A 13,270-nucleotide genomic window follows, 5' to 3' on the forward strand; every position below is an offset into this window, starting at 1 on the left:
TACCTCGGACTAGATGGTTATGTTCAAACCAATCTCGCTGTACATAGGGTTGAAATATACTCGCGCACGGCGCAGTAACCACTTTATTTCTTTTATCGCTTTAGTCTCTATGATCGGCCTCACGCTTGGTGTGGCAGTCCTCATTACAGTACTGTCTGTAATGAATGGTTTTGATCGAGAATTAAAAAATCGTGTCTTAGGAATGATACCTCAAGCTACTGTTTCTTCAACACAAATTTTAACAAATTGGCCTGAACTTGCAAAAAAAATCGAACAACATGAACATGTTCAAGGTGTTGCTCCATTTACCCAGTTACAGGGAATGTTGACTGCGCAAGGCCAAGTTGCCGGGATCATGGTCACAGGAATTGAACCAGATTATGAAAAGAATGTTTCTATCATTCAAAATCATATGGTTGAAGGCAGTATCGATCAGCTGAAAAAAGGCGAGTTCGGAATTGTGCTGGGCAAGCAGATGGCAGACTCAATGGGGGTCGGTTTAAACGACAGTATTACCCTGGTATTACCGGAAGCCACGCCGTCACCTGCTGGTGTAGTGCCACGCTTTAAGCGCTTTAATGTGGTTGGAATATTCAGTATTGGTGCAGAAGTGGATTCAATGATGGGCTATATCGCCCTGAATGATGCGGCAACTTTGCTGCGTCTGCCAGATGGTGCACAAGGGATCCGCATGAAGCTGGATGATATCTTCCTTGCACCGCAAGTTTCACGTGATATTGTCATGAATTTGCCAGCAAACTTCTATGCATCTGACTGGACTTATACTCACGGTAACCTGTTTAGTGCCATTCAGATGGAAAAGGCAATGGTGAGCTTGCTGCTGTTCCTGATTGTCTTGGTCGCAGCGTTTAATATTGTCTCCTCTCTGGTGATGGTGGTAACTGACAAGAAATCGGATATTGCCATTCTGCGTACCTTAGGTGCTTCACCTGCAACTATTACCAAAATCTTCATGGTGCAGGGCACTGTCATTGGTGTAATTGGTACCTGTGCCGGCGCAATTCTGGGTATTATTGCTGCAACCAGTATTAGTAGTCTGGTGGGCTGGCTGAACAATACTTTAGGTCTGCATATGTTTGATGCTTATTTCATTAATTACTTGCCGTCTTATCTACGCTGGCAGGATGTAGTGCTGATTGTCGTATTGTCATTGGTCTTAAGTTTTGTAGCAACAATCTATCCTGCGCTACGAGCAGCCAAGATTCAGCCTGCGGAGGCATTGCGTTATGAGTAATATCATTCTAGATGCCCAGAATATTCAAAAATCTTTTACCGATGGTAAATCTACAGTTGAAGTGATCCGTGGTCTGTCTTTGCAGGTGCAGGCGGGTGAATTTGTTTCAATTGTTGGTTCAAGTGGTTCAGGCAAAAGTACTTTGCTGCATGTGCTCGGTGGTTTAGATCGTCCAACTTCGGGTCACGTGATGGTGAACGGCCAGCGTTTTGATACGCTGTCTGAAGCTGAGCGAGGTTATGTGCGTAATGAGCACTTAGGCTTTGTCTATCAGTTCCACCACCTTCTGCCTGAGTTTACTGCACTTGAAAATGTCGCGATGCCACTGATGCTACGTAAGGGCAGCAAATTCAAGGAAGTAAAACAACAAGCTGAATATCTGCTGGAACGTGTGGGCTTAAGTCATCGTTTAACCCATAAACCGGGCGAGCTGTCTGGTGGTGAACGCCAGCGTGTGGCCATGGCGCGTGCCTTAGTGGGGAAACCAAAACTGATGATGGCCGATGAACCGACCGGGAATCTGGATCGTAAAACTGCGGTAAAAATATTTGAGCTACTGACTGAATTACGTCAGGAGTTCAATATGGCCATGCTGATCGTAACCCATGATGAGCAATTGGCTCAGTCAGCAGACCGTATTCTGCATATGCAGGATGGATTATGGGTGAATAACTGATATTGTCCTAAAAATATTGGAATAATCCTCTTTGATTGAAGCTCACTCCGGTGGGCTTTATTATTGCGTCATAAAATAACAATAAAAAGAAAAATCATGCTGCAATGGCTAGGTGTAGGCTGGATTCTTGGCTTGACAACAATGGGGTGGAATAAAGCTGAGTACCAGTTATCAGCAGGATCAGTCTGCCTGATTATGCTGGTATGGTTGCTTATCTACCGGGTCATCCATTTAAGACTGCATCATGTTTATCTACGTTTTATTTCTATTTCATTTTCCCTAAGTCTGAGCTTTTTATTAGGGCAGGGCTTTGCCAATCATGCTCTTGATCAGCGATTGCAATTTATCGAGAAAGAAGTTGGGCAGCGAGAAGTTATCGTTTATATCTCCCGGCTCAACAAAATAAATACCGCCAGTATTCAGCAACCCTTACAGGTATTACAGCCGAATGGGACGCTAGTGCAGTGGCTGGGTTCTGTTAAACAGGAAGGACCAGTGCAGGCTGCATTTAATATGTCAAATCAACTCCAGCTGGGGCAGTATTATCGACTGAATGGGGAAGTACGACCGGCACATGCCTATGCCACGTCCGGTGCATTCGATGTAGAGAAATGGCACCTTGAGCAGAACCTGATGGCAGGATTTCGTATTCAACAGATTCAGCCTTTAACCCAGCAAGAAGTTTATGCACTCGGTTTTAGCCAGCATTTACGCCAACAGCAAAGTGTAAGATCCCAGCTACTTCTTTGGATTGAACAAAAACGATTAGAGTTAAGAGTATTTATTTACCAACAGCCAATACGAAACAAAGGGTTGATGCTGGCTCTGCTAACGGGAGATGAGAGTTTACTAGATCCAGCAATTGAACAGCAGTTTCGCCGTTTCGGCATGAGTCACCTCCTGGCAATTTCTGGGCCGCATGTAGTGATTTTTGCACTGATATTCTGTGCAAGTTTACAGTTTTTGACAGCAAGGATTTTTCCAGCTCTCTATCTGAAATGGCCCAGACAATATTACCTGAGTATACCTTTTTTACTTTGTGTCTTGCTGTACTGCGCCTTTGTGGGTTTTGAAATTCCGGCCTTACGTACCTTGTTGATCTGTGTGATGATCACGGCCAGTATCTGGTTGAGGCAGTATGTGCAACCTTTAAAGTTACTGATCTTAAGTGCAGCAATATTACTATTACTGGATCCTTTTAGTATTTTGTCCGCAGCTTTCTGGTTGTCTTATGGTGCCTGTTTTGTCTTGCTGCGAATTTATCAGACCATACAGCGACAACCACGAGATGTAATCCAAAGTCCAGGACAACGTCTATATTTTGCAGTAAAAGTTTTAGTCGAATCTCAGTGGAAAATTTTTGTCGCGTTATTTCCCTTAATGATTATTTTCTTTAAACAGCTGGCCTGGATCGCACCATTGAGTAATTTGTTCGCGATTCCATGGATTGGTCTACTTATTGTGCCACTGGATATTATTGCCGCTCTATTTTTCTTCATTGCGGAACCATTTGCGGCACTGATCTTTCAAATGAACGATCTGATGATCAGTATGTTACTTGGTTTTTTTAATCTACTGGATCATCTGTTTTCACCTGAACTGATCCCGGTCGCAATGACACCATGGCTACTAATATTGAGTGTAGTTATTCTTGTAATTCTTTTTATACCGCGTGGAGCGGTACCTAAGTCATGGGCAGCGTGTGGACTGGTCCCCATCATGGCAATACCGCTTTATCATTCGCCATTTCAATTGCATGTGCTGGATGTGGGGCAGGGTCAAAGCATCTTTATCCGTCAAGGCCAACATAACATGATGGTAGATACTGGTGGCAATTATGATGAAAGTCGTTTTAGTATCGGTGAGCAGATTATTCTTCCATTTCTATCCGTGCAGGGAATATCTAAGCTTGATCAGCTGGTATTGACCCATTTGGATCAGGATCATAGCGGAGCTTATATGCATATCCGTGATCAACTTAAGGTTTCAGAGCTTATCGCCAGTGAACAGCCTGAACTGAATGAAAGCACTCAATTTAAATTATGTCAGCAGGGACAATCCTGGAACTGGAATGAACAGGTTTATTTTCAGGTGTTATCACCGCGGTCAGACTCACTTAATCAGTTTAAACCTGATAAAAATGAAAATTCCTGTGTTATCCATATACAAGTTAAAGATGCCTGGCCTTATCAGCATTTTTTACTGATGGGCGATACAGGCTGGCAAACTGAGTTTCAGTTGCTAAGAGATTATCCGGATTTAAAAGTCGATGTGTTGGTCTTGGGGCATCATGGTAGTCAGCACAGTTCAGCCTATCAGTTTTTACAGCATTACCGCCCCAAAATCGCGATTGCTTCTGCTGGGCGATTTAATCGTTATGGCCATCCAAGTCGATTGACTCAAGCACGATTACAAGCTTTAAATATTCCACTGTTAAGTACGCCAGAGCACGGTAGCGTCGAGTTTTTTATTAAAGACAAACAAATACACCTTGCATCTTATCGATCAAAATATAAATGGTTGCAGAGAGAAGATCTTAAGATTCAATAACTGTATTTGTATTTAAAGTCTGTAAAGTTTCTGCTGCAAGTTTTGCCTGTTCGTCCTGATAAGCCTGGCGCAGATCATTAATTTTAGCCAGTGCTTCATCCTGTGGAATGCGATAAATTGTGCCGCCCAGAGACTCATGCGCTTTAAAGCGTTTATAGCTCCAATGGTAGTGCTCCGGGTAACGATGAATCAATTCTTCCATTTTCTTGAAAATAATCTCGGTACCCTGATTCGGGGTAGAGCTATAAATTTGCTCATCGAGGGGTTCGAAGAACACATCAAAGCCTCCTTCAGTATTACGCATTGCAAAAAGGAACAGGCATTTTGCCTTGGTCTTTTGAATCAGTTTGGCGCTGAGGTTGCTTGAGCTGAGTGGTACACCAAAAAAAGGAATATATTCACCGCCTGCAGTTGGGGTATGGTCTGGAAGGATGACTGTCGTGCCACCTTGTTTCAAGGCTTTAAAAATCTGACGAACGCCTGTTTCATCGGTGGGTAATAAGGTGGCCTGCTCACGACTCCGTGCCTCACGAACAAAGTCATCCACGGCAGGATCTTTGACCGGCTTATACATGATGCTCATTTGAGTAAATTGAGCGAGATAAGCATTCATGATTTCCCAGGTACCAAAATGCGGCACAATCAGTACCAGCCCTTTATTTGCTGCAAGTGCTTCCTTAAGTAAATGTTGTCCTTCTACATGATGGATACGTTGAAGATTTTTTTCATTGCTCGAGCCCCAAATACTAAAAAACTCAAAATAAGACATCAATTCATTCCGGATTGAGGCACGCGTAATCTCTTCACGTTGCTGCTCTGAAAGCTCCGGAAGTGCAATTTTCAGATTAAAGCGAATAGTTTCTGAGGTCTTGGAAGTCTTCAATAGATTTACAATGCCCGCAAGACTACTTGCCATCAATCTCGTAATTGGGAGCGGAAGTCGGCTGACGAATTTAAGCAAACCATAGGTTGAATTCTTTGAGCTTTGTGCAGTCATTGAATTGATATTAAGAGCAATGGGAAGGAATAATTGAAATTTATTATAGGATAAAACTGCTGGTTTAGACAGAAATACTCAAATCGGTGTATATAATGGGCACAATATAATTATGTGTTGGATTGTTTATGTCCGATTGGCCACCAAAACCTGAAAATCAAATACAAAATACGCCACAACCTCAGCAACCAACAGGACCTGAGTGGAAACTGCTTGAAAAAGCGGTACTTGCCTCTGTAGAAGAGCAGCGCCGTGCACGTCGTTGGGGAATCTTCTTTAAATTCCTGACGTTTGCCTATTTGCTGTTTATTATACTTGCCATGGGCAAAAGCTGCAGTACAGCATCGACTGATGCCACTAAAACTTCAGATGAGCATCTGGCGGTGGTTGATATTATTGGCACGATTGCATCAGACAAGCAAAGTGTGAATAGTAACAACACCATCAAGTCGCTGAAGAAAGCTTATGCAAGTAAGCAGGCGAAAGCAGTGGTTCTGAATATCAATTCTCCAGGTGGTTCACCAGTGCAATCTGATGAAATCTGGCAGGAAATTCAGTACCTGAAAAAGCAGTATCCGCAGAAAAAGCTGTATGCTGTAATTGGTGATACTGGCGCTTCGGGTGCTTATTATATTGCTTCTGCTGCAGATGAAATTATTGTCAATCCATCGAGTCTGGTCGGTTCAATTGGCGTGATCATGCCGAACTATGGCGTGAGTAACCTGATGCAGAAACTGGGCGTGGAAGACCGTACCATGACTTCGGGTGAAAATAAGGCACTACTTTCGATGACCCAGCCAGTTGATGCTGCACAGAAAGCCCATGTTCAAGGTGTGTTGGATAATGTGCATGCTCACTTTATCAATGCAGTGAAACAAGGTCGTGGAGCAAAGCTTAAATCAACTGATCCTGCAATTTTCTCTGGTCTGTTCTGGACGGGTGAACAGGCAGTACAATTAGGTATTGCTGACCGTACCGGTAGCTTACAAACCCTGAAGCGTGAGCTGAAAACTGATAAAGCCTTGAACTACACCGTTGAATATAGCCCATTTGAGTCTATCTTAGGTCGTATGGGGGCTTCCCTAGGCGAAGGTATTGCCAGCTCGGTTGCTCAGAAACTCAGTACTGAAAGTCAGACCAAACTGCAATGAAGCCAATTATTCATTTTGCGCACGCCAATGGCGTGCCTTCTCGTGTCTATCAGAAACTGTTTGATGGACTAAAAGATGAGTATGACATTATCTATGTGCCGTTGCTGGGTCCAGATAAACGTTATCCGATTGATAATCATTGGAATAGCCTGACCCAGCAAGTGATCGACAGTATCGTACGCCAAGCACAAGGTCGCCAGGTGATTGGTCTGGGGCATTCGCTAGGTGGAGCCTTAACCATGATGGCTGCTCGGCAACGGCCCGAACTGTTCGAGCAGGTGATCATGCTGGACCCACCTTTGATTATGGGACCATCTTCATTGATGCTGCATATGGCAAAAGTGTTAAAGCTAAAGGCTGTAGATACGATGTCACCTGCTGCTTTGTCTTTACGCCGTCGTGATCATTGGGAATCCCGTGAGCAGGCAGCAGAATTACTACGTTCAAAGGGCTTTTATAAAGATTTTGATCAGGATTGTTTTCAAGCCTATATTGATCATGCCTTGAAAGATGACCCAGTGCGGGGTGGGGTTGAGCTGACCATTCCCAAAATGGACGAAGTGAATATCTTTCGTACCAATCCATCCTTATGGTGGTTACCGCAAGCAAAGGTCAAACTGCCGATGCATCTTGTTGTAGGTGATGAAAGCCTGTTTCATAAAAGACAGTTTCCAAGATTGGTTCAGAAGAAGTTTGGTATTCCCTTTACGGTAACACCAGGTGGACATATGTTTCCTTTAGAAAGACCGTATGAAGTCGTCGGTCTGATCAAGCAGCTCATTGCAGAGCAGTCTTTAAAGTGAAAAATGAATCATAAAAAAACGCATCCGGGGATGCGTTTTTTTATGCAGTGTATTCTTTAGAGTTTGCAGAATTGAACCGGTTCCTGCATCAACTGACCGCGATACATCACGCCAGCAGCAGTATGCTGAATGACACCTGTACAGATCCATTCCACCACTTGCGGGTAAATCAAATGTTCCAGTACATGAACGCGCTGAGCTAAAGAGTGTGTCGTATCTTGATGAGATACTTTTAAAATACCTTGAGCCAAGGCCTGACCGGCATCCAGTTCAGCGGTTACATAATGTACGGTACAGCCGTGCAGGGTATCCCCAGTATTCAGCACCCGTTGATGCGTGTGCATACCTTTGTAATTCGGCAAGAGAGAAGGATGGATGTTCACCATTTTACCTTCCCAGGCTTTAACAAATTTTTCACTTAAAATTCGCATAAAGCCTGCCAGTACCACTAAATCCACATCCCAATCTAACAGTTGCTGATGCATCACATCATCAAAGGCTTCACGATTCGGATACTGCTTGTGTTCAATCACTGCAGTCTGAATTCTAGCTTTTTGCGCACGCGCTAAAGCATAAGCTTCAGGCTTGTTGGAAATTACGCCGACAATTTGCCCTGACAGATTGGCATCAATCAGGGCTTGCAGGTTAGATCCACTGCCTGAAACAAGAACAGCAATTTTAATCATGCGATTATGCGAAGATCACACGGATTTTTTCATCAGCGCCTTCTACAGACTCGGCATTGTCCGCAATGTGACCCATCGTCCATGCTTTTTCGCCAAGGCTGTTTAATACGTCTACAGTTTTGTCTGCATCTGCTGCGTCAACAACAAGTACCATACCTACGCCGCAGTTAAATGTACGATACATTTCAAACTGTTCTACACCACCTTCGCGTTGAAGAAGCTTGAATAGTTCAGGCCATTCCCAAGAAGACTCATTCACAACTGCTTGAGCACCGTTTGGAAGGACGCGAGGCAGGTTACCTGGCAAACCGCCACCAGTGATGTGTGCCATTGCATGCACATCTACCTGTTTAAGCAATTCAAGAATCGGTTTTACATAAATACGTGTTGGTTCCATTGCTACGTCAGCAAGTGGTCGACCATCGATGATCTGGTTTAAATCAACGTTTTTCACGTCAAGAATTTTACGAAGTAGTGAGTAACCATTTGAGTGTGCACCTGAAGATGCAACACCAACTAGCACATCGCCTGCTTTAACTTTAGAGCCATCAATAATTTTACTTTGCTCAACAACACCCACACAGAAACCTGCAAGGTCGTAGTCTTCGCCTTCATACATGCCTGGCATTTCAGCAGTTTCACCGCCAACCAATGCACAACCAGCAAGTTCACAGCCAGCACCAATGCCAGTAACAACATTTGCTGCGACATCAACATTCAAGTGACCAGTTGCATAGTAATCCAGGAAGAACAGTGGTTCAGCACCACAAACGAGAAGGTCGTTTACACACATTGCAACCAGATCCTGACCAATTGTGTCATGACGGTTCAAATTCAATGCTAAACGTAATTTTGTACCAACACCATCAGTGCCAGATACGAGAACAGGTTCTTCATAACCTTTAGGGATTTTACAAAGTGCACCAAAGCCACCAAGACCGCCCATAACTTCAGGACGTTTAGTGCGCTTAGCGACGGACTTGATTCGGTCGACTAACGCGTCTCCCGCTTCAATATCGACACCTGCATCTTTGTAGCTTAAACCAGTGTTTGGGGTAGAAGTTGAGTTGCTCATAATGAAGTCTCCGCATTCGCGGCGCTGATTATACCCGAATATACGAAACTCTTATGTTATTTATGTTCTAAAATGCTATCTTTATTCAAATATTTTACTTTTTATAATGATTAATAGAGAAAAGGCAAGACTTTATGGTAGATCGTACCTTACGTCGCATTTTTATCTTGGCTGGTATCGCCTTGATTATTTGGGTGTTATACCTGCTTAAGCCTGTTGTTGTTCCATTTGTTGGCGCATTTTTTATCGCCTATCTATTTAGCCCTTTGGTTGATCGTTTACATCGTATTGGTCTGCCGCGCTGGCTCTCTATCAGTATTGTTTTTATCGGGATCGGGGTGGTGCTGACCCTAGCCATGTGGTACTTGGTGCCGTTGGTATGGAAACAGTTAATGTATGCCCGCGACAGCATTCCTGCGGGAATTCACTGGGTCAATTATACTTTCCTGCCATGGCTGTCTGATACTTTTAATCTCGTGCCAATGGAAATTGACACCAACCAGATTTCCAGTGTGGTCATGGATTATGTCCAGACCAATTATAGTGCCGACAGCATTCAGGCAATGGCCTTGAAATTGGCACAATCAGGGATCAGTTTTATTCAGATTGGTGGAACGATTGTTCTTGTTCCCATCATTGCTTTTTATTTTCTGCTCGACTGGGAACGTATGCTCGACAGCATGCGCCGACTCATTCCACGTCCATACGAGCGTAGTACTTTGGAAGTTGTTGGTGAATGTCACGAAGTTTTGGGTGCATTTGTGAAAGGACAATTTCTGGTCATGGTATTACTAGGCGTTGTTTATGCCGTCGGTTTACAATTGATTGGCCTGGAAATCGGCCTGATCATCGGGATGGTCGCGGGCCTTTGCAGTATTATCCCGTATCTGGGTTTTGCAGTTGGGATTATTGCAGCAGTAGTGGCGACTTTATTCCAGTTTGGAATCGACTGGTGGCAACTGGTTCTAGTAGGCATTGTATTCATGGTAGGTCAGGCGGTAGAAGGCTATATCCTGCAACCATTCCTGCTTGGCGATAAAATAGGCCTGTCACCAGTCGCTGTGGTATTTGCCGTATTGGCAGGTGCTCAACTGGCAGGATTCCTGGGTATGCTGATTGCCTTGCCAGTCGCTGCGGTGATCGTTGTATTACTGCGTCATGCCCGTGAATTCTATGAAAAAAGTGCACTCTACGATAATAGAACCCTCATCATCCAAAAGGCCTCTACTGGCTCTATCAATATTGAAACCCCTAATGTAGATGTAGATATTGACCTGAAATCACCTCATGAGAAAGCACTGCAAGCAGATGAAAAATCGAGTAAGATTGAAAAAACCCAGCTTAAAGATGGATAGGCCAAAAAATAGATATGCGTCAATTGCAACTTGATATTGAACCCCAGCTCGATGCCCGAATCAGTGATTTTTCGGGTCCGGGATGGGGGCATGTAATTGATGCGATTCGCCAGCTCCATGCGGGTCTGATTAATCGTTTCTATGTCTATGGGGGTGCTGGAACAGGTAAGAGTCATTTACTTTCTGCAATTTGTGATTCTTACTTAGAAGTGGGGAAAACTGCAATTCAGGTCTCTTTATTGGAACTTTTGGATGCACCTACAGAAGCCATTACCTCACTTGACCGCTATGATCTGGTAGCTTTAGATGATATTGAAGCGATTAGTGGCGTACCCCACTGGCAAAAGGCAGTTTTTCATTTAATTAATTATAATAATGAAGGCGGTGGTCAGCTGGTTTTTTCTTCAAGGTTTGCTCCGATTGAACTTAAGCTGGAATTACCGGATTTACAGTCTCGTTTGACCCAAGCTGTAAGTACGCGCGTTCCGAACGGAAGTCTTTATGCTGACCGTTTTGCCTTGGTATCATCAGTATTGGATAGACGTGGGATTCATCTGGATCAGCAAATTTTTGATTACCTGTTGAGTCATGGTCCGCATCAGACCTCAGTACTTTTACAAACACTTGAACAGATTATTCAACTTTTAAAGGGTGAGAAACTCAAAGTGAGTAATGCTAATTTAAGGCAGATTTATGCATTGATTGACGAATATCGATAAATAATAAAAATTCTTGAGTAATTACTCAAGTTATGACAGATTAGAGCAAAATAATTCAAATATCGCTAGAATGATGCGATTTTAGAATAAAAAGAAAGAATATAAAAAAATTAGGAGAAGGTCATGCTCAAGAAGAGCTTAGGCATTGTTTTGCTATGTATTATGGGGCAGGCATACAGTGCTGAAATTGTCGTCACCACCACTGAAGATATCGTCAGGGATGATAAAGAATGTTCCCTACGTGAGGCCGTGCAATATATTAATCAGGGGATGGATAAGCCTTATCTGGGCTGTGGGGATGACAAGCCTGTTCCTGTTATTAAGTTAAAAGAGAAGGAAATTTATAAGCTAAATTCTCCATTACAAATAATACGCTCTATGTATATCCATACCACTTATGAAAAGAAGATGGGGGATAACCTAGAGGATGGTTTGAGCAATGCAACTATAAGAATTATGGACAATCTGCCTGCTAATACCTTGGGCGGAATTTTCAATATTGCTAATTCTGAAACAGTTTCAGAAAAAAATCAGACCGTATCTGTCAGACTGCGTGAAGTTACACTAGAAGGATGTGGTGCTATCAGTTGTAAAGTGAGCAAAGGGGGCTTAATTTATAACCAAGGTAAGCTCACCCTAGAGTATGTGAAATTACATCGCGGTATGGCCAACGATGGAGGCGCAATTTATATCGCTGGCATAAATAAGACCGATCAAACTAAAAATGGTAGCCTCACGGTTCAAAACTCCTTACTCGAAAACAATACAGCGAATGAAGGGGGGGCTATTTATAATGAATTACCAAACTTCCATATCAGGCAATCTGTAATTAGTAAAAATACAACGACAGCTACAAGTTCTCGTTCATCCAATATTTATACTGAAGATGTGTTATCCAATGAAGAAACTGATGTACTTGTTTTGCCACAATCTTCAATTTACAGTTCTACTCTGTATGGAAATACAGGGGCAGCAGTAACTATTCTTGATGCTATTGCTATTAATAACACCACAATTATAAATAATTCAATTGGGGTCAAGTTTGATGTAGTAAACAAACCTGGTTATCTAGCAAATAGTATTGTATTGAATAATCCAGGGAGTACTTCTGCTAACACTGATCAGAACTGTCAATTTAGTTCTGAGCAAGTCAAAATGAGTTCCATTTTGCAGAATAACTTGGTAGGGAATTCCTGTGGTACGGGAGCTTCTATTTATGCGAATGAAATTCTGGATGATGCTTATACGGTTCTTGCTGGTGATCAGTTAGAGGGCAAGTGTCCGAATATTACCACTTCAGCAAATGCGATTTTATGCCCCTATTTTAAAAATGAAAAACAATTTTTGGGGTATTTCAGGCCAAGAATCCTGATGACATATACAAGTTTGAATACCACTCCAATCTTGAATAAAGGTGAACAGAATACTGATAAAACTAAAGCTGGATGTGTAGGTTATGACCAGCGTGGTAAGTCACCATTCGGTAAATGTGATCGAGGAGCAATCGAAATCCAGGATTCCAGAGATACGAGTCTGGTGGGACAGGATTTACTGATTGGTAAGTTAAATAATCAGGTGGCCCGGATTTCTATCATAGAAGCATTAGGTGATAGCGATCTTCTGCCTAAAGAGAAATGTAAGGAAGTTGTACTAGACCATCCTCAGGGTGAAGAATGGCAAGACGGCTGTTTACTGATTGAACAACAGGCTCATGTAAGTTCTAAGGGAACCGTTTCTTTGGATTTGGATGGTAATTTGGTTTATACCCCAAGAAACCCTAAAGCAGGCGCAGATCTATTTACTATACGTGTAGTGACTACGATGAATCGTTTTGATTCAAATGCAGCTTATCTTCCAATTCGAGTAAATATCGTAATGGAAGCAGAAAATAATATGAAAAGCGATAAGGTTAAAACATCAGGTGGGGCAACCAGTATATTCTGGCTGGTACTATTGATGGGCGGCTTGACCTGGCGAAAACTAAAAAAATAATTTGGAAATAT

11 protein-coding genes are annotated in these 13,270 nt (G+C 42.8%); 8 read left to right on the forward strand and 3 right to left on the reverse strand.

Going from position 1 to position 13,270, the window contains the following annotated elements; translation table 11 throughout:
- Window positions 1-19: 19 nt before the first annotated feature.
- The 3 genes from F955_RS05395 (at window position 20) to F955_RS05405 (ending at window position 4,481) form a co-directional block, all read left to right on the forward strand.
- Window positions 20-1,255, forward strand: a complete 1,236-nt coding sequence (locus F955_RS05395) for a lipoprotein-releasing ABC transporter permease subunit (RefSeq protein ID WP_004815071.1) — start codon at window positions 20-22, stop codon at window positions 1,253-1,255.
- The gene (lolD, locus tag F955_RS05400; protein WP_004892142.1) at window positions 1,248-1,931 is read left to right on the forward strand and encodes a lipoprotein-releasing ABC transporter ATP-binding protein LolD; all 684 of its coding nucleotides are present in this window, start codon (window positions 1,248-1,250) and stop codon (window positions 1,929-1,931) included. The genes F955_RS05395 and lolD overlap by 8 nt, the downstream gene beginning before the upstream one ends.
- A 96-nt stretch (window positions 1,932-2,027) precedes the next feature.
- Window positions 2,028-4,481, forward strand: coding sequence for a DNA internalization-related competence protein ComEC/Rec2 (locus F955_RS05405; protein WP_004892146.1), 2,454 nt, complete (start codon window positions 2,028-2,030; stop codon window positions 4,479-4,481).
- Here the strand turns inward: F955_RS05405 and F955_RS05410 are convergent.
- Window positions 4,468-5,478, reverse strand: a complete 1,011-nt coding sequence (locus F955_RS05410; protein WP_004892148.1) for a lysophospholipid acyltransferase family protein — start codon at window positions 5,476-5,478, stop codon at window positions 4,468-4,470. The two genes, F955_RS05405 and F955_RS05410, sit on opposite strands and share 14 nt — an antisense overlap.
- Window positions 5,479-5,606: 128 nt before the next feature.
- Between F955_RS05410 and sppA the strand changes: the two genes are divergently transcribed.
- Together sppA and F955_RS05420 are read left to right on the forward strand one after the other, a co-directional pair.
- Entirely contained in the window at window positions 5,607-6,629 is a 1,023-nt protein-coding gene (gene sppA / locus F955_RS05415) for a signal peptide peptidase SppA (RefSeq protein WP_004815079.1), read from the forward strand.
- Window positions 6,626-7,432 carry an alpha/beta fold hydrolase gene (locus tag F955_RS05420; RefSeq protein WP_004815080.1) on the forward strand — a complete coding sequence of 269 codons (807 nt, stop codon included), beginning with the start codon at window positions 6,626-6,628 and terminating at the stop codon, window positions 7,430-7,432. The genes sppA and F955_RS05420 overlap by 4 nt, the downstream gene beginning before the upstream one ends.
- A gap of 56 nt (window positions 7,433-7,488) precedes the next feature.
- Here the strand turns inward: F955_RS05420 and purN are convergent, their stop codons facing one another.
- Window positions 7,489-8,118: a phosphoribosylglycinamide formyltransferase gene (purN, locus tag F955_RS05425; protein ID WP_004892151.1), complete on the reverse strand. Its 630-nt coding sequence runs from the start codon at window positions 8,116-8,118 to the stop codon at window positions 7,489-7,491.
- Window positions 8,119-8,122: 4 nt separating this feature from the next.
- Window positions 8,123-9,193, reverse strand: a complete 1,071-nt coding sequence (gene purM, locus F955_RS05430; protein ID WP_004892154.1) for a phosphoribosylformylglycinamidine cyclo-ligase — start codon at window positions 9,191-9,193, stop codon at window positions 8,123-8,125.
- Window positions 9,194-9,327: 134 nt separating this feature from the next.
- On the opposite strand from purM, the gene cxpE reads away from it, so the two are divergent.
- From cxpE to rbtA, 3 genes are all read left to right on the forward strand, one after another.
- Complete coding sequence (cxpE, locus tag F955_RS05435) at window positions 9,328-10,548, forward strand: chloramphenicol efflux transporter CxpE (RefSeq protein ID WP_004892156.1); 1,221 nt, start codon at window positions 9,328-9,330, stop codon at window positions 10,546-10,548.
- Between the two features lie 14 nt (window positions 10,549-10,562).
- Window positions 10,563-11,267, forward strand: a complete 705-nt coding sequence (gene hda / locus F955_RS05440) for a DnaA regulatory inactivator Hda (protein WP_004815088.1) — start codon at window positions 10,563-10,565, stop codon at window positions 11,265-11,267.
- A 123-nt stretch (window positions 11,268-11,390) separates the two neighbouring features.
- A complete protein-coding gene (rbtA, locus tag F955_RS05445) occupies window positions 11,391-13,259 on the forward strand; it encodes a rhombotarget A (protein WP_004892159.1) in 1,869 nt (622 codons plus the stop codon).
- Window positions 13,260-13,270: the final 11 nt, after the last annotated feature.

It is taken from the genome of Acinetobacter schindleri CIP 107287 (assembly GCF_000368625.1).
Lineage (GTDB): Bacteria > Pseudomonadota > Gammaproteobacteria > Pseudomonadales > Moraxellaceae > Acinetobacter > Acinetobacter schindleri.